General features: G+C 68.8%; 16 protein-coding genes. 13 read left to right on the forward strand and 3 right to left on the reverse strand.

Annotated elements, in window-relative coordinates; all coding sequences use genetic code 11:
- Nucleotides 1-13: 13 nt before the first annotated feature.
- Nucleotides 14-955, forward strand: a complete 942-nt coding sequence (locus tag ACIQWX_RS25615) for a sugar phosphate isomerase/epimerase family protein (protein ID WP_400875997.1) — start codon at nucleotides 14-16, stop codon at nucleotides 953-955.
- An 82-nt stretch (nucleotides 956-1,037) separates the two neighbouring features.
- Nucleotides 1,038-2,453 (forward strand): sugar porter family MFS transporter, encoded by a 1,416-nt coding sequence (locus tag ACIQWX_RS25620; protein WP_400876000.1) that lies wholly within the window; start codon nucleotides 1,038-1,040, stop codon nucleotides 2,451-2,453.
- Nucleotides 2,454-2,460: 7 nt separating this feature from the next.
- Here ACIQWX_RS25620 and ACIQWX_RS25625 read toward each other — a convergent pair whose 3' ends face one another.
- Nucleotides 2,461-2,853, reverse strand: a complete 393-nt coding sequence (locus ACIQWX_RS25625; RefSeq protein WP_400876002.1) for a cupin domain-containing protein — start codon at nucleotides 2,851-2,853, stop codon at nucleotides 2,461-2,463.
- A gap of 107 nt (nucleotides 2,854-2,960) precedes the next feature.
- Here ACIQWX_RS25625 and ACIQWX_RS25630 point away from each other — a divergent pair, with 107 nt between their 5' ends.
- The 7 genes from ACIQWX_RS25630 to ACIQWX_RS25660 all read left to right on the forward strand — a co-directional run bounded on the left by ACIQWX_RS25630 (nucleotide 2,961) and on the right by ACIQWX_RS25660 (nucleotide 11,508).
- Nucleotides 2,961-4,034: an aminotransferase class V-fold PLP-dependent enzyme gene (locus tag ACIQWX_RS25630; protein ID WP_400876005.1), complete on the forward strand. Its 1,074-nt coding sequence runs from the start codon at nucleotides 2,961-2,963 to the stop codon at nucleotides 4,032-4,034.
- A gap of 130 nt (nucleotides 4,035-4,164) precedes the next feature.
- Nucleotides 4,165-4,854 carry a transcriptional regulator gene (locus ACIQWX_RS25635; RefSeq protein WP_400876008.1) on the forward strand — a complete coding sequence of 230 codons (690 nt, stop codon included), beginning with the start codon at nucleotides 4,165-4,167 and terminating at the stop codon, nucleotides 4,852-4,854.
- A 123-nt stretch (nucleotides 4,855-4,977) separates the two neighbouring features.
- Nucleotides 4,978-6,243, forward strand: coding sequence for an NAD(P)/FAD-dependent oxidoreductase (locus ACIQWX_RS25640; RefSeq protein ID WP_400876010.1), 1,266 nt, complete (start codon nucleotides 4,978-4,980; stop codon nucleotides 6,241-6,243).
- A complete protein-coding gene (locus ACIQWX_RS25645) occupies nucleotides 6,240-7,205 on the forward strand; it encodes an ABC transporter permease (protein WP_400876012.1) in 966 nt (321 codons plus the stop codon). The genes ACIQWX_RS25640 and ACIQWX_RS25645 overlap by 4 nt, the downstream gene beginning before the upstream one ends.
- Nucleotides 7,205-8,071 carry an ABC transporter permease gene (locus tag ACIQWX_RS25650; RefSeq protein WP_400876015.1) on the forward strand — a complete coding sequence of 289 codons (867 nt, stop codon included), beginning with the start codon at nucleotides 7,205-7,207 and terminating at the stop codon, nucleotides 8,069-8,071. The genes ACIQWX_RS25645 and ACIQWX_RS25650 overlap by 1 nt, the downstream gene beginning before the upstream one ends.
- Nucleotides 8,068-9,909: a dipeptide ABC transporter ATP-binding protein gene (locus ACIQWX_RS25655; RefSeq protein WP_400876018.1), complete on the forward strand. Its 1,842-nt coding sequence runs from the start codon at nucleotides 8,068-8,070 to the stop codon at nucleotides 9,907-9,909. The genes ACIQWX_RS25650 and ACIQWX_RS25655 overlap by 4 nt, the downstream gene beginning before the upstream one ends.
- 204 nt (nucleotides 9,910-10,113) lie before the next feature.
- A complete protein-coding gene (locus tag ACIQWX_RS25660) occupies nucleotides 10,114-11,508 on the forward strand; it encodes an ABC transporter substrate-binding protein (protein ID WP_400876020.1) in 1,395 nt (464 codons plus the stop codon).
- A 163-nt stretch (nucleotides 11,509-11,671) separates the two neighbouring features.
- Here ACIQWX_RS25660 and ACIQWX_RS25665 read toward each other — a convergent pair whose 3' ends face one another.
- Together ACIQWX_RS25665 and ACIQWX_RS25670 are read right to left on the reverse strand one after the other, a co-directional pair.
- Entirely contained in the window at nucleotides 11,672-13,315 is a 1,644-nt protein-coding gene (locus ACIQWX_RS25665) for an ABC transporter substrate-binding protein (protein WP_400876023.1), read from the reverse strand.
- 41 nt (nucleotides 13,316-13,356) lie between these two features.
- Complete coding sequence (locus ACIQWX_RS25670) at nucleotides 13,357-14,817, reverse strand: alpha/beta fold hydrolase (protein ID WP_400876025.1); 1,461 nt, start codon at nucleotides 14,815-14,817, stop codon at nucleotides 13,357-13,359.
- Between the two features lie 65 nt (nucleotides 14,818-14,882).
- On the opposite strand from ACIQWX_RS25670, the gene ACIQWX_RS25675 reads away from it, so the two are divergent.
- From ACIQWX_RS25675 to ACIQWX_RS25690, 4 genes are read left to right on the forward strand one after another with little or no spacing between them, the layout of a single operon-like run.
- The gene (locus ACIQWX_RS25675) at nucleotides 14,883-15,266 is read left to right on the forward strand and encodes a RidA family protein (RefSeq protein ID WP_400876027.1); all 384 of its coding nucleotides are present in this window, start codon (nucleotides 14,883-14,885) and stop codon (nucleotides 15,264-15,266) included.
- Nucleotides 15,266-16,747, forward strand: a complete 1,482-nt coding sequence (locus tag ACIQWX_RS25680; RefSeq protein WP_400876030.1) for a S10 family peptidase — start codon at nucleotides 15,266-15,268, stop codon at nucleotides 16,745-16,747. Before ACIQWX_RS25675 ends, ACIQWX_RS25680 begins: the two co-directional genes overlap by 1 nt.
- Nucleotides 16,744-18,057, forward strand: coding sequence for a CapA family protein (locus ACIQWX_RS25685; RefSeq protein WP_400876033.1), 1,314 nt, complete (start codon nucleotides 16,744-16,746; stop codon nucleotides 18,055-18,057). Before ACIQWX_RS25680 ends, ACIQWX_RS25685 begins: the two co-directional genes overlap by 4 nt.
- The gene (locus ACIQWX_RS25690; RefSeq protein WP_400876036.1) at nucleotides 18,054-19,616 is read left to right on the forward strand and encodes a hypothetical protein; all 1,563 of its coding nucleotides are present in this window, start codon (nucleotides 18,054-18,056) and stop codon (nucleotides 19,614-19,616) included. The genes ACIQWX_RS25685 and ACIQWX_RS25690 overlap by 4 nt, the downstream gene beginning before the upstream one ends.
- Nucleotides 19,617-19,619 lie beyond the last annotated feature (3 nt).

A 19,619-nucleotide genomic window follows, 5' to 3' on the forward strand; every position in this document is an offset into this window, starting at 1 on the left:
AGGAGAACCCGCCGTGAAGATCGGCCTCAACACCGACAGCCTCGCCCACCTGAGCCTCACCGAAACCCTCGACTTCGCCGCCGAACTGGGCTTGGACCACGTCGAATTCGCCACCGGCGGCTGGTCGAGCGCCCCGCACGTCAACGTCGACCGCCTGCTCGATGAGGAGGGCACTCGCCGCGACCTGCAGGCGCAGCTGTCCGAACGTGGGCTCCGGATCAGCGCGCTGACCTGCTCGGGCAACCCGCTGGACCCCGGACCGGCCGGCCGGGCGCACGACGCGACCACCCGCAAGACCATCAAACTGGCCGCCCTGCTCGGGATCGAGCGCGTGGTCATGATGTCGGGCCTGCCCGCAGGCCCCGGTGACACCCACCCGAACTGGGTCGTCGTGTCGTGGCCGCCCGAGGCGACCCAGCTGCTGGAGTGGCAGTGGCGGGAAGCCGTGCTCCCGTACTGGCGGGAACTTTCCTCCTATTCCCGCGGCCACGGTGTCGAGAAGCTGTGCCTGGAACTGCACGCCCACCAGGTCGTCTACAACGTGCCCAGCCTGCTGCGGCTGCGCGAGGAGATCGGCCCGATCGTCGGCGCCAACCTCGACCCGAGCCACCTGATGTGGATGGGCGGCGACGCGATCGAGGCGATCCGCGCGCTCGGCGAGGCGATCTACCACGTGCACGCCAAGGACACCCGGCTCGAACCCGGCGTCGCGCTGCGGACCCGGCTGGAGAACCTGCCGCTGTTCGGGGGCGACCGAGCCGAACGGGCCTGGAACTACGTCACCCTCGGCGACGGCAACGGCGAGGACTTCTGGCGCCGGTTCTGCGCCACGCTCGACGAGGTCGGATACCGGGACGTGCTCAGCATCGAGCACGAGGACACCGCGCTGACCCCGGAGGACGGCGTGAGCAACACCGTCGACTTCCTGCGCCGCGTCGCACCGATCCACGTCTGATCCGCTCCGGCCGGTCCGCCGCAGCGGGGCGGACCGGTCCCTTCTCCCGCTCGTCCCCCTCCATGACCAGGGAAGTGTCGCAATGACGCACACCGAAACCCCCGTTCTGCGCGCACCGGCCAAACCCGCCCGCTTCGTCCGGGTGATCGCGGCGATCGCCACCTTGGGCGCGCTGCTGTTCGGCTACGACACCGGCGTCATTTCCGGCGCCTTGCCGTTCATGAAGCTCGGCGCCGCCCAGGGTGGGCTCGGGCTCACCCCGGTCACCGAAGGCGTGGTGACCTCCTCGCTCGTCTTCGGTGCAGCGTTCGGCGCGCTGCTGGGCGGCCGGCTGTCGGACCGCCGCGGCCGCCGCCGCACGATCATGGTGCTGGCGGTGGTGTTCTTCATCGGCGCCCTCGGCACCGCCCTCGCGCCCACCACCGCCGTGCTGGTGGTGTTCCGGGTGGTGCTCGGCTTGGCAGTCGGTGGCGCGTCGGCGACGGTGCCCATGTTCATCGCCGAGCTGGCCCCGGCGGACCGCCGCGGCCAGCTGGTCTCACACAACGAGCTGATGATCGTCACCGGGCAGTTGCTCGCCTACACCTCCAACGCCGTCATCGCGAACGTCTGGCCCGGCGAGCACGCCTGGCGTTACATGATCGGACTCGCCACCATCCCCGCCGTGCTGCTGTTCCTCGGCATGCTGTTCGTCCCCGAAAGCCCGCGCTGGTTCGCCTCCCGGGAGCGGTTCGGAGACGCGCTGGCCGTGCTGCGCCGGATCCGCCACGAAGCCGAAGCGCAGCAAGAGTTCCAGGAGATCCGCCGTCGTGCCGAACAAGCCGCCAAGGAAGAAAAGGGCGGCTGGAGCGACCTGCGCACCCTGTGGATCCGCAAGCTGGTCGTCATCGGCGTGGCCTTCGGCATCCTCGTCCAGCTGACCGGCGTCAACTCGATCATGTACTTCGCGCCGACGATCCTGCAGGCTACCGGCCTGGGCACCCAAGCCGCGATCACCGCGACCATCGCCAACGGCGTCGTGTCCGTCGGGTCCGTCCTCATCGGCATCTTCCTGCTCGGCCGGTTCGGTCGCCGCCCCCTGGTCATCACCGGCCAAGCCGGCATCACCACCGCACTGGCCCTGCTCGGCGCCTGCTTCCTGCTCCCCGAATCGACCGCGCGCAGCTACATCGTGCTGGCGTTCATGCTGCTGTTCCTGTTCTTCATGCAGAGCATGATCGCCACCGTCTACTGGCTGGTGACCGCCGAGCTGTTCCCCATCCGGCTGCGCGGCTTCGCGATGGGCCTGGCCATCTTCGCCCAGTGGGTCAGCAACTCCGTCGTGGCGTTCACCTTCCCGATCCTGATCGACGCCCTCGGCGGCAACACCTTCTTCATCTTCGCCGCGATCAACATCGGCACCCTCGTCTTCCTGGTCAAGTGCCTGCCCGAGACCCGCGGCCGGACGCTCGAGGCCCTGGAGGAGCAGTTCCAGCAGGACTACACCCACCAGAGCTGACGCGGTGTCAGCGGTGGGGAACGAGCCGTTCGACGAGGAGCAGGATGCGGGCTGTCCGGTCCGAGTCGTTGGTCAGCTCGCGCACCATGGTCCTCGGGACCGCGATCGCGTCACCCTCGGCCAGGTCGTATCGCACGCCGCCGACGATGACGGTTACCTGTCCCTGCGTGACGTAGTACTGCTCGCAACCGATCGGTTCGTCGCCGTGGTGGTGCGGTCCTTCGCCGGTGCCGGGCGGGAACTCCCAGTCCAACATGAACCACGGTGCCCCGTCGAGGCCCTCGACCCGGCGCAGCCTCGTCGTGCCGGTTCCTCCGTGGGCTGCCGTGACGGTCCGGACGTCACCTGGTGCGCGGTCGAGCGCCGGCTCACCGGAAGCGGGGTTCGGAGCGCTGGTCATACCGGAAGCATGAGCCCAGCCGGTCGCAACATGCGTTGCGGAGGTACGCGTCGCGCGGCAACCGCTGACCCTGGATGCGGACACCCGCGGCCGCCTAGGGTCGGCGCATGCCGGATGGAGTCGCGACAGCTGTTGCCCGCCATTTCCCGGAGAAGCCGGCGGTGGCCTATCTCGACACCGCATCGATCGGCTTGGTTCCCGACGCCGTCAGGGAGTCGGTCGCGGACTGCTATCGCGCCCTCGGCGCGGGCACCCGGGGGATGGCTCGCATCCGGGAGGTGGTGGCGCGGACGCGAATTCTGCTAGGTGCGGAGTTCGGGTGCGCCCCCGAGGACCTCACGTTCCTCAGCAGTACCGGGGAGGCGTTCAACGCTGTGGCCCGGGCCATCGACTGGCACGACGGTGACGAGGTCGTGGTCCTCGACAACGAGTTCCCGACCACGCTGCTGCCGTGGACCAGGCTCCCCGGAGTACGCGTCGTCGCGGCCTCCGCACGCGACCGCGCCGACCGCCTCGGTGCGCTGCTCGACGCCATCGGCACGCGGACGAGGGTCGTCGCCGTGTCCCACGTGTGCTCGTTCACCGGGGTCCCGGTCGACCTCGGTGTCCTGGGGGACGCCTGCCAGCAGGTGGGCGCGATGCTGGTTTGTGACGGCGCGCAGGCGGCCGGTGTGTTCCCCGTGGACACCACGGCGGCCGACTTCTACGTCGCCACGGGCTACAAGTGGATGCTGGCCGGTTTCGGGATCGCGACCCTGGTCAGCAAGCCGGCCGCCCGGGCCGCGCTGCGACCGACGTTGCTCGGGCACGGCAACGAGCCGCCGTCGACCGACCTGTCCTACGGCACCTCGAACCTCGCCGGCATCCACGCGCTGGGTGCGGCCGCCGAAGTCCGGGCCGGGATCGGCCTGGAAACCCTCGCCGGCCCGGTGCGGCGAGCCGTGCGTCGGGTCCACGAGGGAGTGACGGCCCTGGGGGTGAAGCCCGTGACCGACGCGGAAGCGCCCGGCGCCATCATCAGCCTTCCCGGCCTGCCGGACGCTGCCGGCGTGGTCGAACGGCTGGGCCGGGCCGGCATCGTCGTCGCCCTCCGCGGCGGGAACGTCCGGGTGTCGCCGAACTTCTACACCACCGACAGCGAGATCGACGCGCTGCTCGCCGCCCTGGCCGGGCTGGTCTGACAAACCGGCTAACATCCAGCGGATACGTCCAACACTTTGTTGACGCGGTGCTAGCGGGATGGGGTCGATGGCGGGGAAGGCGAAGAGGGCCGGCAACCGGGCTGATGGGACCGCCGACGATCAGCGTTCCGTGGAGTTCACGGCCGCCGAGCGGGCACACGCGGAGCGCGTCGTCGCCATCGTGGGGCCGGTGGCCGGTGCGCTGGCCAAGGCTCTGGGGCCGCGGACCGAGGTCGTCCTGCACGACCTCACGAAGCTGCCGGGCTCCATCGCCGCCATCGGCAACCCGATCACGGGCCGAGGTGTCGGGGGACCAGCGACCGATCTCGGGCTGCGGGTGTTCCGGTCCGGCTGGAGCGAGGACCTCATCGGCTACCGCACCGAGACCGAGGACGGCCTCGTGATGCGCTCGTCGAGCATCTTCTTCCGCGCCGCCTCGGGACGCCCGGTCGCCTGCCTCTGCCTCAACACCGACATCGATCTCCTGGTGGGGGCGCAGGAAGTGCTGAGCGCGCTCACCGCGGCCGTCCCCATGGACCCCACCGCCGACCCGCCCCTCGACGCGAGCGGCGAAACCTTCGCGCTGTCCATCGACGAACTCGCCGAGGGGATCCTGCGCGACACGATCTCCGCGATCGGCGTGCCGGTTCACCTGATGAAGAAGGCCCAGAAGGTCGAAGTCGTGCGCGAGCTGGACAAGCGTGGCTTCTTCACGATGCGGGAAGCCGCCGACCTCATCGCCCAGCGGCTCAAGGTCAGCCGGATCACCGTCTACAACTACCTGAACGAGGTGCAGGGCAAGCCCGGCGGCGACGCCTAGCGGGCCGCTACACAGGTGGTGCGGATTGGTCATCCGGCGCAACGGATGTAGATAGACGACCCTTCGCGCGCGCACCTACGATCGATCCAACTTCCAGCTCCCCCTTGCGCGAAGGAGCGATGCGTGGCGACGCAGCAAGATCTGACCAGCGTTGAAAGCACGCCCGATGCGTGGCGTCGAACCACCCCGTCGAACCCGATCGTGGTGATCGGCGCGGGCATCGTCGGGTGCTCGGCCGCCTACCACTTGCTCAAGGCGGGCGCGCGGGATGTGACGGTCCTGGACCGCAACGAACCCGGGGGCGGCACCACCGCGGCCGGAGCCGGGTTCGTCGCCCTGTGGGCGGCCGGCATGGCGGAGCTGGGCGCTCCCGGCATCGACCTCGAGCGCTACTCCCTCGAGTTCTACCGCCGGCTGCACCAGGAGGGGCACGCGATCGACTACCGCAACGACGGCAACCTGGTCCTCGCCCTGACGCAGGACAAGTGGGAGAACGTCGTGCGGCCGATCGCCGAGCACGAGTACGCCTCGCCGGGGACCAAGGCGCTGAGCCCGACCGAAGTGGCCGAGCTGACGGGCGTGGTCGACCCCGGCGCGGTCGCGGGCGGTGTCCTCATGCCCAGCGGCATCCAGCTCGACACCGGCAAGGCAGTCGGCGCCCTGACGCAGCTCATCACCTCGATGGGTGGCCGGATCGAGACCGGGGTGACGGTCGAGGGCTTTACCTCCACCGGCGGCCGGACGACTGCCGTGCGGACGTCGGCGGGCGACTTCCCCTGCGCGGCCGTGGTCGTCGCCGCCGGCGCCTGGACGAACTCCGTCCTCGCCGGGCTCGGGGCGCAGCTGCCCTTGGTCCCCGTCGTCGCGACCAGGATTGTCACCGAGCCGTGCGGCGTGCCCGGCTCGATGCCCACGATCCAGTGCCGCGAGTTTCCCCTGTGGATCCGGGAGAGCGGCGGCGGATTCACCTGGGGAACCACGGCCGGCTACGTGCCGCTGTCGAAGTGGGAGGATCCCGCGAACCCACTGCTTCCAGGGCGGCCACGGGATTCCGCGCTGTTCGAAGCCCTACTCGACGACGCCAAGCGCATCGCAACCGTGTTCCCCGCCCTCGCGGACGCCGCGGTGAAGTCCTGGCTGCAGGGACTGCCGGTCTACACCGCCGACGGCCAGCTCGTCATCGGCCGGCTCGCCGACCACCCCGACGTGGTCGTCCTCGGCGGCGACAACGAGACGGGCGTGTCCCACGGCCCCTCGATGGGCCGGGTTGCCGCCGAGCTGGTCCAGGGAACGGACACCTTCACCGACATCAACCGGTTCCGGCCGGACCGGTTCGACAGTGCTCCCGTAGCGGCCGGCACCGCCAGGAAGCCGTGGGCGCACTCATGACGATCGCCCTCCTCGTGCTCAAGCGGCTCGCCGCCGGTGTCCTGCTGCTGCTGGTGCTGAGCCTCCTGATCTTCAGCCTGCTCTCGCTGAGCCCGGGATCACCCGTGCAGACGTTGCTCGGGAGCCGGCCCGCCACGCCGGACCTGGTCGCCGCGCTGAACGCCAAGTACCACCTGGACCAGCCGTTCCTGGCCCAGTACTGGCACTGGCTGAGCGGCGTCGTCCGGTTCGACTTCGGGCGGTCGATCGCCATCCAGACCGACTCACCGGTGAGCGGCATCATCGTCGACCGGATGGGACTGTCGATCCAGCTCTCGGGTTACGCGTTCGTCCTGGTGCTGCTCGTCGGCCTGCCGCTCGGCATGGCGGCGGGCATCCGCCGGGGAACGTTCCTCGACCGCGTCATCTCGTTGTTCGCCACCGTCGGCATCAGCGGGCCGGCCTTCGTGGTCTCGATCGTCTTGCTGTACGTGTTCGGTGTCGCCCTCGGCTGGTTCCCGGTGTTCGGCATCGGAGAGGGCTTCGGAGACCGGCTGGCGCACTTGACGTTGCCGGCGATCGCGATGGCCGTGTTCCTCTCCGCGATCATCATCCGGCAGACGCGGGCGGCGACGCTGACCGTCATGCGCCAGGACTACATCACGTTCGCCCGCATCCGCGGGCTCAGCCCCGCCCGCGTGCTCGGCCGGTACGCGCTGCGGAACTCGGCGCTGCCCGTCGTGACCAGTGCCGGCCTGTTGCTGATCTCCGCCTTGACCGCCGCGGTGTTCGTCGAGCAGGTGTTCTCGCTGCCCGGTATCGGCTCGCTGCTGTACACCGCCGTGCTCAACAAGGACATCCCGCTGGTGCAGGGCATGGCCATGGTGCTGGGCGCGTTCGTCGTGGTGGTCAACCTGATCGTGGATCTCCTCGGCCTGGCCCTGGATCCGCGCACCCGTGTCGGCGTGAAGGAAGGTGGCTGATGGCCACGGTCGCTGTTCCCGGCGAGGTCCGCGCCGGCGTATGGGCGCGGCTCGGGCGTCCGTCTCCTCTGGTGATCGTGGCGATCGTCGTCGCCGCGTTCGTCGCCGTGCTGGTGCTGGCCGGGAGCTGGCTGGCACCGCACGACCCCGGGAAGCAGAACCTGCTCGCCAGCGGCGCCCCGCCGGGAGACGGCCACCTCTTCGGCACCGACTCGCTGGGCCGTGACGTCCTCTCGCAGGTGATGGCCGGTGCGGGGACAGCGGTCGCCGGACCCGCCATCATCGCCCTCGGCACGGTCATCATCGGAGCGATGCTGGGCATCCTCGCCGGCTACCGGGGCGGCGCCGTCGACGCGGTGATCAGCCGGTTCGCCGACCTGATGTACGCCCTGCCCGGCCTCGTCGTCATCATCGTCCTGGTCGGCGTGGTCGGCGGCGGGTACTGGTTCGCGGCGATCGTCCTGACCGTGCTGATGGTGCCCGGCGAGATCCGGCTCTGCCGCAGCGCGACCCTGGTGCAGGCGCGGCTGCCGTACGTCGAGGCGGCGCGGACGCTCGGGCTGTCCGGATCGCGGATCATGTTCCGCCACATCGTCCTGAACATCATGCCGACGATCATCGCGACGCTGCTGCTGGACTTCGTCTCGGCGCTGATCGCCCTGTCCGGGCTGTCCTACCTGGGATTGGGTGTCCCGCCCGGCACGCCGGACTGGGGCGCGCTGCTCCAGGACGGGCAGAGCCTGCTGGCCGTGAACCCGTGGTTGTCGCTCGCGCCCGCGATCATGATCATCCTGACCGCGACCAGCGTGACGATCATCGGCGACTGGATGTACGACCGGTTCACCGAGCGGAGTGAGCAACGATGACGCCGAGCGAAGGTCCGCTGCTGTCGGTGCGCGGCCTGTCCGTGCACACTGCCGGCCGAGGAGCCGCGACAACGCTGGTCCGGGACGTCAGCCTCGACCTCGATCCCGGCCAGACGCTGGGCATCGTCGGCGAATCGGGCAGTGGCAAGACCCTCACCGCGCGCGCCATCATGACCGTCCTGCCGCACGGCGTTCGAGCCGAAGGCGACATCGTCTTCGACGGCATTTCGTTGCGGGGGAAGAAGGAACGCGAGCTCCGCCCGCTTCGGGCGACCCGGATCAGCATGGTGCTGCAGGATCCGTTCACCGCGCTGAACCCGTTGCAGACGATCCGGGAGCACCTGCGTGAATCGCTGCCCAAAGCGGTTCGCCGCGACCGGGCGCGCACCCGCCAGGAGATCGACCGCAGGCTGACCGAGGTCGGTCTCGATCCCGGTCACGTGGCCGACCGGTACCCGTTCCAGCTCTCCGGTGGCATGCGGCAGCGGGTCGCGATCGCCGCGGCCCTCGCCAGCGATCCGGACCTGCTCATCGCCGACGAGCCGACGACCGCACTCGACGTCACCACCCAAGCCGAGGTGCTCGCGCTGCTGCGGAAGCTGCAGCGCGAGCGCGGCATGGCGCTGATCCTCATCACCCACGACCTGCGCGTCGCGTTCTCGGTGTGCGACCGGGTGATGGTCATGTACGCCGGGTCGGTGATCGAAGACGCCCCGGGTGCGGAACTGGCCATGGCACCCGAGCACCCGTACACGCTGGGGCTGCTCCTCGCGGAGCCGCCCACCGGCCACTACGTCGAGGAGCTGGTCGCCATTCCCGGCAGCGTGCCGTCGGCCGACCACGTCGCCTCGCAGTGCGCCTTCGCAGACCGATGTTCGTGGAAGGTCGACGACTGCGTGGAGAAGCGTCCGGAGCTCGTGCAGGTGGCGGTCGGGCGGTCGTCGGCCTGCCTGCGGGTCGACACCATCCGGGACGAGCTTCGGCAGCGTCAGCTGGAACTCGCCGTCGCGGGCTCACCGCCGGACGCACCGGAGAGCAAACCGCTGCTGTCGGTGTCGAACCTGCACAAGACCTACCGGACGACCGCGATGGTCGGCCGGTCCCGGCAGATGACCGCCGTGTCGGACGCGTCGTTCCACATCGGCGCCGGTGAATCGCTCGGCCTGGTCGGGGAGACCGGATCCGGGAAGACGACGATCGCCCGGTGCGTGCTCGGGCTGACCCGGCCCGACCCGGGCAGCGGCCTGGTCCTGGACGGCATCGACATCAGCGACTACCGCAAGCTCTCGAAAGCCCAGCACCGGCAGGTGCGCAAGCTCGTCCAGGTCGTCTTCCAGGATCCGTACTCGTCCCTGAACCCGTCGCTCACGATCGGCGCCACGCTGCGGGAAGCGATCGCTGCCGTCGGCTCCGGAGACGGCCGCGCCGAGGGTGTCGACGAACTCCTGGACCGTGTCGGATTGCCCGCTTCTTACGCGGCGCGCCGGCCCGGCGCGCTGTCCGGCGGAGAACGGCAACGAGTCGCCATCGCCCGCGCGATCGCGGTCCGGCCGCGTCTGCTGATCTGCGACGAACCCGTTGCTGCGTTGGACGTCTCCGTCCAGGCGCAAATCCTCGAACTGCTGCGGGACGTCCGCCGCAGCTACGGCACCAGCATGCTCTTCATCACCCACGACCTTTCCGTCGTCCGGCAGATGACCGATCGAGCGATCGTCCTGCGCCGGGGCGAGGTCGTCGAAAGTGGAATCACCGCGTCACTGCTCGACTCGCCGCAACATCCCTACACCGTCGGGCTGGTCGAGGCCGTACCGGGGGAGAGTGCTCAGTTGACCCCATGAAAGGTGGGTTCGATGTCTCGAGTCCGAAAATCCGCTGCCGCTCTGACAGCACTGTCCCTCGCGTCGGTAGTTGTTTCCGCCTGTGCGGGAACAACTACGTCGGCGTCGAGCGGAACGTTCGCCTACGCAGTCAGTTCGGCCCCGAAATCCCTCGACTTCTCCGTCGACTTCAACGGTACGTCGGCGCAGATCGACTCCACCTTCATGGAAAGCCTCGAGCGCGTGCAAAGCGACGGCTCGTCGTCACCGTTGCTGGCCGAGTCGGTCGAAACACCGAACCCGACCACCATCGTCTACCGCATCCGGAAATCGGTGACGTTCTCTGATGGAACTCCGCTGACCTCGGAAGACGTCGTGTGGAGCATTCAGCACGCTTTCGATGCGAAAAGCGGGGCGCAATCGGCCTCCACGGTCACCACGATCAAAAACGTGGCGGCGACCGGCGCCGACACCGTGACGGTGAGCTTGACTCGCCCGGATCCGACGGCGCGGATGAACATCAGCCTGTTCGCCTACATCCAAGAAGCCAAGTTCGCCCGCGCACAGGGGGACAAGCTGGGTTCGTCGGGAGCAGTACCGATCGGAACCGGACCCTACAAAGTGGACAGCTTCACCGCCGACCGCATCAGCGTGAGCCGCAACCCCGCTTATTGGGGCCAAAAACCGCTCATGGACAAGATCGACTTCGTGGTGATCCCGGACGACAACGCCGCTCAGCTGGCGATGCGTTCGAGTACCGTCCAAGGCGCCGCGCTCAGCAACCCGGCGACGGCGGCGCAGTGGAAGGCCATCTCCGGCACCACCGTCGACGGCGTACCGTCCGTGCGCTCCTTCTTCCTTTCCCTCGATCTCGCGACCAAGCCGTTCGACGACATCCACGTGCGCAAAGCCATCGCCTACTCGATCGACCGCCAAGGACTCCTCAAGTCGGCGTTCGGTGAATACGGGCAGGTGCTGAGCAGCCTGATGCCCCTGAGCGCGATCTCCGGAGTCGCGCCATCGGGAACGGAAGCCGAGCAGTTCCTCCAGAAGCTGCCGCAGTACGACCTCGACCTCTCCCGGGCGCGGGCCGAACTCGCGCAGTCCGCGGTGCCGAACGGGTTCAGGTTCAGCATGTCCTACCCCTCGACCTTCGCCTGGGCCAAGCTGACGCTGCTCAACCTGCAGGAGAACCTGTCGAAACTCGGGATCACCCTGGACCTGAAGTCCGTGACGGCGAGCGAATGGGCGAACGGCATCTACGCGCACAAGGACCTCGGCGCGCAGGTCATGACCATCAGCTCGGTCCCGGCGGACCCCTCCGGCGGTCTGGCCTACCTCGTGGGCAAGGCCAACGCCGCCGCGGGCGCCACCAACACCGCGAACTACGTCGACGAGAAGGTCGAACAAGCCATCCAGCCGATGACGAACTCGACGGAGAAGCCAGCGCGCTGGGACGCCACGCGGACGATCCTCGGCAAGATCGCGGAGGACGTGCCTTACCTCCCGCTCTTCGAGCCGCAGTCCACCTACGCGCTCGCGTCCGGAATCCGGACGACCAAGGCCATCACCGTGCAGGACATGCTCAACGGCGGCTGGGTGTACCAGCTCACCCGCTGATCCAAAACATTCAGACGCCAACGTGCCGGGTACGAAATCGTACCCGGCACGTTGGCGTCTGCCATCCGGGCGTGCGAATACGTGATCGCCGGGGCGGTGTGTCGCCCCGGCGATCACGTTGCCGGACTTCAGGAAATGCTGGGATTGAAATTATGTGTCCGGCCTATTTGGTCGACCGGAGGTAGTCGATCCACGCACCGGTCAGCAGGTCGAGAGTGCCGGGCGGCTCGGTGAACGTGTAGCCGTCCTTCAGCGCGTAGACGTTCTTGGAGCTGTAAAGGGGGACGTACGGAGCTTGCTGGGCGAGCTCGGTGATGATCGTCTTGGTCGCGTTCCAGCGTTGGTCCTTCGTGTAGCCGCCGGAGCCGGCCGGGGAGATCATCGGCAGTGCCTGCTCGATGGCCGGCGTGGTGAAGTTCGCCAGGTTGAGGGAGTTGGGGACCATGTTCTCCTTCCCGACGAAGTAGTAGAGCATCCCGGACGGGTCGGGGATGATGATGGTCAGGCCGGTGAGCACCTGGATTCCGGTGGCGGTGTGGGAGAAGACCTCTTGGGCCCATTCGGCGGGCTGCACCGGCTTCGGCACGATCGTGACTCCGAGGGACTTCATGTTCTCCTGCAGGCTCAGCACGAGCAGCTTGTCCGCCGGGTCGGTCGTCCGGTAGGGGACTTCGGCGGTGAACCCGCCCGCGTGGGCCGAGGCTGCCAGCTCTTGTTTGGCCTTGCCCAGGTCGAACGTGCGCTTGGGCAGCTGGTCGAGGAACTTCTTGGCCTCGTCCAGCGAGGGCGCGACGGAGGCGATGGACTCGACCGGGACGACCGTCGTGAGGGTATCCGCGTAGTCGCCGTAGGCGGCCTTGCCGAGATTCCCGGTGTCAACGGAGTAGGCCACCGCGTTGCGGACGTGGATGTCGTCGAACGGCGCCTTGCTGGTGTCCAGGGACAGGACGTTCGAGCTGAGCCCGGGGGAGGTGTGCAGCGACGTCCCGCTGATCGCCTGCCACTGGTTCGACGTCTTGACGTCCTTGACCTCCGCTCCCTGGATCGAGCCCGATTGGAGTGCCAACCGGGCGCTGGAGTCGTCGGCGATCACGGTGAACTTGAGGGAACCGGCTTTCGGCCGGGCTCCCCAATACTGGGGATTCGCCACCAAGTCGATCGCTTGAGAGGTTTGCGCCTGGTACTTGTACGGCCCGGTGCCGATCGGCAGAGCGCTGGGTGTGCCGAGGTCGCTGGAGTGCTGCTTGGCGAACGCCGCCTTCTGCACCTGGACGGCGCCGCTGACTCCCAAACGCATGTTGGGATCGCCGTACTTCCACTTCACCGTCACCTCGTGCGGACCAGTCGCCGATGCGCTCGCGAACCCGGCCATGTTGCCCGCCGTCTCGGCAGTGGGCGCGGCTGTCGCCTCGATGCTCCAGATTACGTCCTCGGGGGTGAGCGCAGTGCCGTCGGAGAACTTCGCATCGCGGAGGCGGTAGACGATGGTCTTGTTGTCCGGCTGGGTGACGCTTTCGGCGAGGTTGGGCGAGAGCTGGGGCACTCCGTCGCGAGCCGTCGCGTGCTCGAGGGTCTCGGTGACCAGCGAGCTGATCTGCGCCGTGTCGGTCTTGGTGGTCATCCCGTTGAGCGACGTCGGCAGCTGGGTGATGGCGTAGGTGAACGACGGGATGGTGGTTTCCGTGGCGGCCTTGGGCTGTGCGGGCGAACCGCCGCCACCGCTGCTGCACGCACTCGCGGTGAGCGCGGCGACGACGAGTGAGGTGGCCAGCGGTCGCCGGCGCGGTGCTGGACGTGGTGCTCTCATCTGGGATCCTCGTTCGGTGTGCGGATGGTGAGGGTGGGGAACTACGCCTTCCGCGGTGAAAGGAATGCGCGCACCGCGGTGGCGGCTGTGTGGAGTGCCGGGCCGGTGAGCGAATGCCCGCAGGCCAGCCGCACGACGTCCACGCGCTCCGGCGGAACACCGGCGTGCGTGATCGCGTGCCGGGCGCCCGCGATCGGCGTCGCGAGGTCGAAGTAGCCGCCGAGCACGAGCACGCGAGCCTCGGGCCGCTGACGCAGGAGCTGACCGACGTGCACGGTGGCGTTGGTGTAGAAAGCCGGACGCGGATGCTCGGGACGCCAGTCGAAGCGGAAGTTGAGCTCGAGCGAAAGAGAGACGTACGGCGCTTCCGTGGTGACGCCGGCGACGTCACGGAGGTAGGCGGCCAGCTCCGCGGAATGCCGGACGTTGGCACGGCCGATGCCGAGGGCAGGGTCGTCTGCCGCGGCCGGACGGTCGCCGGGCGGGGGCGTCGGCACGGGGCCGCTGATCCTCGTGTCGAGTCTTCCCGTCACGAGAGCGCGGTCTGCCAGAAGTGTCCGGAGAAAGTCCTCACTGTCCACTCGCAAGTCCGCGGCGAGGACCTGCTCGACCGGGAGGCCGATCAGCTCGGCGACCCGGGCGGCCACCCGGTCGCGGTCGGCGTCCGGCAGGGCGGATCCCCGGTACAAGGCTCGGAGGTAGTCGTCCCGTGCGAACTCGTCAGCCTCGTCGAAGACCGCCTGTGCGGTTGTGGCGCCGAGGGACGCCCGCCCGTGCGCCCAGGCCGCCACGGCCATGGCCGGCAGCTCGAACACGTGGGGCAGGTCGTTCCCCGGCGTTGACGACATCGCGGACGCGTCCAGCATCGTCGACAGGAACACCAGGCCGTGCACCGGAAGATCGGCGATGGTCGCGCACAACGTGGCCAGCCGGAACCCGCCGAAGCTTTCACCGACCAGGTACACCGGCGAATCGCCGCGGTCGTTCTCGGCCAGCCAGTGGCGGATGAAGCGTTCGACGGCTTTGGCGTCGCCGTGCACCGAGAGATAAGGCTGCTCGCCGCCGTCCCTGAGTGTTCGGCTGAACCCGGTCCCGACCGGGTCGATGAACACGAGGTCGGTGCGGTCGAGCAACGATTCCGGGTTCGGAACCGGCGCCCGTTCGCCGCTCGCCTCGGTGGCGAGGATCCGTGGGCCGAAAGCGTTCATGTGCAACGGAGAAGACGATGCTCCCGGGCCGCCGTTGAACAAGAAGGTGACCGGCCGGTCCGGGCTGCTGTCGTGAGCCAGGTAGGTGGTGGCCGAGATCGTCGCGTCGGCTGCGCCGTCGTCACCGATCAAGGGCAGCTCCGTCCAGGCGACGGTGTACTCGACCGGTGTTCCGGCGATCGTGACCGACAGCGGTGAGCCGGTGACGGGGGTGCGCGGTGCCACGGAGACCTCCTGAACGACGGTTGAACAAACAGTATAGGAGGCATACGATCTGTAGAAGTCAGTCTTCAAGATTCTTCTCCAGCGCCCGCGGCGTGGCCCGTCTGTCGGCCCGGCGGCGCGAAAGGATGTGCAGCGTGCCGAAGAAGGTCGTCAACACGGGCACGGCTCTCGGGCCTTACTCGTCGGCTGTCGTGGCGGGCAACACTTGTTACGTCGCGGGCACCGGTGGATTCCTGCCCGGGACGACGCAGGTGGTCGAAGGAGGCGTCGAGGCGGAGTTCAAGCAGACGATGGAAAACCTGGAGACCACGATCACCACGGCGGGCTTCCGGATGGCCGACGTCGTGTCCGTCACGTGCTACTTGCGGGACATGGCGGATTGGCCGTTGCTGAACGAGATCTACGCGCCGTACTTCGAGGTAGAACCGCCCGCCCGGGCCGCCGTCGCGGTCGCGGACATGCCCGCCGGCCTCAACATCGAGATCACCTGCGTCGCGTGGCGGGACGACGCGTTCTGATGGTCCACAATCGACACGAGCCGGTGATCACCCGGCACGAGCTGGTGATCGGCGGGACACCCACCCACTACACGGCGACTGTGGCCGAGACGGTGGTCGCCGACGCGGCCGGCCGCGCGGCCGCGCGGATCGTGACCTTCGCGTACGTGGCCGACGGGGTGCCGGATCCGGCGACCCGGCCGGTGATCTTCCTGTACAACGGCGGTCCGATCGTGCCCTCGGTGCCGTTGCACATGGCGGCCTTCGGACCTCGGCGCGTCGCGTTCCCGGACGACGTCCACTTCGATCCGCACGACGTCACCGTCGTGGACAACGAGCACTCGCTGCTCGACGTGGCGGATCTCGTGTTCTTCGATCCGGCGGGCACCGGCTACAGCCGCGTCCTCGACGACGTCGACCCGGCCGAGTACTACAGCGTCGACGCCGACGCGCAGCAGGCGGCGGCGTTCATCGAGCAATGGCTTCGCGACCACGGCCGGCTGACGTCGCCGGTCTACATGGTCGGGGAAAGCTACGGCACGATCCGCGCGGCTGAGGCCGCCAAGAAGCTGGTGCAGAGCACGGAGTCGATCGACCTCGCCGGAGTGGTGCTGATCAGCCAGGCGACGAACACGATCGAAATCTCCGCCGGGCGGCCCTCGAACGTCATCAGCCCCGCGGTCACGCTGCCCACCTTCGCCGCGATCGCCTGGTACCACGGCAAAGGCGACTACACGGCCGGCTCTCTCGACGAGGTCATCGGCTCGGCGTCCGAGTTCGCCGGGCAGGACTACCTGCCCGCCCTGTTCGCAGGGCCCGACCTGCCCGGTGACCGGCGGGCGCACGTCGCGGCCCGGCTCGCGTCGTTCACCGGTATCCCGGCGGAACGCTGGATCGACGGCAACCTGCGGATCGGGAAGAACGCGTTCCGGGCCGAACTGCTCGCCGAGGAGGGCCTGGTCCTGTCGTTCTACGACGGGAGGTTCGCCGGGCCTCCCGTGCAACCCGACGACGATCCCGACGCCGCGATGGCGAACTTCAGGGCCTCCGTGCTGGGGACACGCAATCCGGCGGGCGACGACGCGATCCCGGTGGCAACGAGTGCTTCCATCCGGTCGCACCTGCGGGACTTCCTGAAGGTCGACTGGCCGGAGGAGTACCGGCCGATGCAGCCGCGCGCCGAGGGAGCCCGGGCCGACGGTGAGGAGTGGCGCTGGGGACCGAGCACGTCGCCCTTCGGCAACTGGCCCTACGCCGGATCACTAGCCGAGGCCATGCGAGCCCGCCCGGACCTGCGGGTGTTCGTCGCGACCGGCGTCTTCGACCCATCGACGACCATCGGGTCCGCCGAGCACGCGGTCCGGCACTCGGGGTGGCCCCGGGACCGGGTGCGCTCCGAACGGTACGAAGGCGGTCACATGATGTATGCGCTCGAAGCAAGTCTGCGGCGGCTTGCTGCGGATCTCCGGGCGTTCATCGCCGGCGAGGGGGACGGGCGTTGACCGTCGCCGACGGTTTCACCCTTGCGGTGGCCGGTGATCTGCTCGGTCCGTGGGCGCCGAGGATGGGCCAGGGCAACGCCGGTCTCGGCGCCGTGGCGGCCCTCTTCACGTCGGCGGACGCCGGCTTCGCGAACCTCGAGGGGAACATCTTCGACCTGGTGGACTTCCGCGGATCCCCCGCGGCCGAAAACGGCGGTTTCGAGCAGGGCGGCATCGGAAGCGGGCCGCTCTACCCGTGTTCGGTCGCCGACGACCTCCGAGAGCTGGGCATCACCATGGTGTCGGTGGCCAACAACCACGCCCTGGACTGGGGCGCCGAAGGCCTGCTCGAGACCGGGAGGACCCTCGATGCCGCGGGGATCGTCCACGCGGGCGGCGGCCGGACCCTCGCGGCCGCCCGGGCGCCCGCGTTTTCCGAGACGGCACGTGGCCGGGTCGCGCTGGTCTCCGCGGCCTCGACTTTCCTCCCGATGGCGCCGGCGGGGGCCGGAGGCGGGGATGCGCGCTACCCGTATCGGGCGCCTCGTCCGGGCATCAGCGCGCTGCGGAAACGCACTGTCACCCTGGTGACCGAAGAAGAGTTCGCGGTGCTGCGGTCGATCGCGGACCGGCAGGGGACTGGTGTCGCCGACGACGCGATCGACGTGGTCATCAATCCCAACTACGAGACCTTCGCCCCGCAGAACTTCCGGCTCGCCGACCGGACGGGCGTCACCTATGAACCGTTCCCCGAGGACCGGGACGGCATTCTCGACGCGGTCCGGGTGGGCCGGACCCGGGCGGACTTTGTGGTCTTCGCGATCCACGCCCAAGAGACCTCGTCGGGCGGCCAGGAGTTCCTGGTCCCGCCGGAAACCCTGGAACCCCCGGACTTCGTCGTCGACCTCGCTCGCGACGCGATCGACGCGGGCGCCGACGCTGTCCTCGTCCACGGTCCGCACGTCGTCCGCGGCATCGAGATCCACCGAGACCGTCCGGTCTTCTACGGGCTCGGCAGCCTGTTCTTCGAACTCGGCATCGGATGGCCGCCGTCGTGGTACGACAGCGTCGTGCCGGTCATCCGGTTCGACGGCGGGACGCTCGCCGAGATCCGGTTGCACCCGATCAGCCTCGGCCACCCGGACGAGCGGCGACCCCAGTCCCGGCAAGGCATTCCGGAGCCGGCCGACGAGGAGACCGCGGACCGCATCCTCACCGGAATCCGGCGAAGCTCGGAACGCTACGGCACGAGCGTCGACATCACGGCAGGTATCGGCGTGATCCGGGATCTGGCGGACCCACCGATGGAACTCGAAGGAGTCACTGGATGACACCCCCCGCGCTCACTCTCAGCCTCACCCCGCGACCTGCCGGCATCGACGTCGAGTACACCGTGCAGGAGCCGGCACTCATCCCGGACCAGGTGCTCTGCCGCTTGCCGATCCTCATCGCGGGGGTACCGGGAGCACCGATCGGCGCGGCGGAACTGACCGTCACCGATGCCGACGGCGCCGTGCCGCTTCGGGAGGAGGACGAGCCGCCGAGCCCGTCGATCCGCTACCGGCGCTGGTATCCCACACGCGACACCGCCGGCGACGTCACCGTCGGCTACTTCGCCCCGGTCCGCCAGGTGGATACCACGACCAAGAACGGCCCGCTGTTCGACCTGCGTTCGGAGGCGGGCGGGGTCAGCGGGGCCGGGGTGACCTTCCTGGCGTTGCCGGAGTCCGATCGGGACTACGCCATCACACTGCGCTGGGACGGTGTGTCGAGCTTGGGGGAGGGCACCGTAGAGCTCACCGGCCCGGTCGACCGGCTCGCGTACGGCTTCTACCTCGCCGGTCCGCTGAAGAGGTACCCCGAGGACGAGACCAGCTCCCTGAAGACCTATTGGCTCGACGAGCCGGCCTTCGACATCCACGAAGTGGCGGCCCGCAGTCTGCACATCTACGAGGTTATGTGCGACTTCTTCCGCGAACCGTCGCCCGGTCACCGGGTGTTCGTCCGGAAGCACCCGTACCGGGGCAACGGCGGTACGGCGCTCCTCCGGTCGTTCACGTTCGGCTGGAATGCCGCCGACGTCCCCGAGGTCGACGACCTGTCGGATCTGCTCGCCCACGAGATCGCGCACAACTGGCCTTCGCTCGATGGTGAGCACGGTGAAACGGCCTGGTACTCAGAAGGGTGCGCGGAGTACTACTCGATCGTGCTGTCGCACCGCGCCGGGCTGATCGACGATGCCGAGTTCCTCGAACGGGTCAACGAGCGAGCGCGCGCCTACTACACCAACCCGCTGCAGACGCTGTCGAACCAGCAGGCCGCCGAAGTGTTCTGGCAGGACGCCCGGGCCCAGCGCGTGCCCTACGGCCGCGGCTTCTTCTACCTCGTGGACCTCAACGCCAAAATCCTGGCCGCGAGCGGTGGCGCGCGTTCCGTGGACGACCTCGTGCTCGCTGTCGTGGAACGGAGGCGAGCCGGTGACAAGGTCGGTGTGGCCGACTGGGTCCGGTTGGTGACCGACGAGCTGGGCGATCAGGGTCAAACGGACTTCGCGGCGCTCCAGGCGGGTGAGTGGATGGTGCCGGGAGCGGAGGCGTTCGGTCCCCGGTTCACCCGCCGCGAAGTTACGGCGCACACGACGGAACTGGGCTTCGACCTCAAGAGCCTCGAGACTCGCGTCGTCAACGGTCTTGTGCCGGAGTCGGCCGCCGCGCGCGCCGGCGTGCGCGAGGGCGACCGTCTGGCGCAAGCACCGGCGGAAGGCGATCTGGCCCGTGGCCGCGTCAAGGAGATCACCCTGACGCTGGACCGCGGTGAGCACACCATCGACGTCGCCTACCCGGCCGCCGGCACGCCGGTGCGTTCGTTCCGCTGGGAGCTTTCCGGATAGGAC

The sequence above is a fragment of the Amycolatopsis sp. NPDC098790 genome, from assembly GCF_044759945.1.
In the GTDB taxonomy this organism is placed as follows: Bacteria; Actinomycetota; Actinomycetes; order Mycobacteriales; family Pseudonocardiaceae; genus Amycolatopsis.

Excerpts from the sequence above, each read along its gene's own strand:
- ACIQWX_RS25620 (WP_400876000.1), top strand. The coding sequence starts at position 1,038 with ATGACGCACACCGAAACCCCCGTTCTGCGCGCACCGGCCAAACCCGCC.
- ACIQWX_RS25625 (WP_400876002.1), bottom strand. The coding sequence starts at position 2,853 with ATGACCAGCGCTCCGAACCCCGCTTCCGGTGAGCCGGCGCTCGACCGC.
- ACIQWX_RS25630 (WP_400876005.1), top strand. The coding sequence starts at position 2,961 with ATGCCGGATGGAGTCGCGACAGCTGTTGCCCGCCATTTCCCGGAGAAG.
- ACIQWX_RS25645 (WP_400876012.1), top strand. The coding sequence starts at position 6,240 with ATGACGATCGCCCTCCTCGTGCTCAAGCGGCTCGCCGCCGGTGTCCTG.
- ACIQWX_RS25650 (WP_400876015.1), top strand. The coding sequence starts at position 7,205 with ATGGCCACGGTCGCTGTTCCCGGCGAGGTCCGCGCCGGCGTATGGGCG.
- ACIQWX_RS25655 (WP_400876018.1), top strand. The coding sequence starts at position 8,068 with ATGACGCCGAGCGAAGGTCCGCTGCTGTCGGTGCGCGGCCTGTCCGTG.
- ACIQWX_RS25660 (WP_400876020.1), top strand. The coding sequence starts at position 10,114 with ATGGAAAGCCTCGAGCGCGTGCAAAGCGACGGCTCGTCGTCACCGTTG.
- ACIQWX_RS25665 (WP_400876023.1), bottom strand. The coding sequence starts at position 13,315 with ATGAGAGCACCACGTCCAGCACCGCGCCGGCGACCGCTGGCCACCTCA.
- ACIQWX_RS25680 (WP_400876030.1), top strand. The coding sequence starts at position 15,266 with ATGGTCCACAATCGACACGAGCCGGTGATCACCCGGCACGAGCTGGTG.
- ACIQWX_RS25690 (WP_400876036.1), top strand. The coding sequence starts at position 18,054 with ATGACACCCCCCGCGCTCACTCTCAGCCTCACCCCGCGACCTGCCGGC.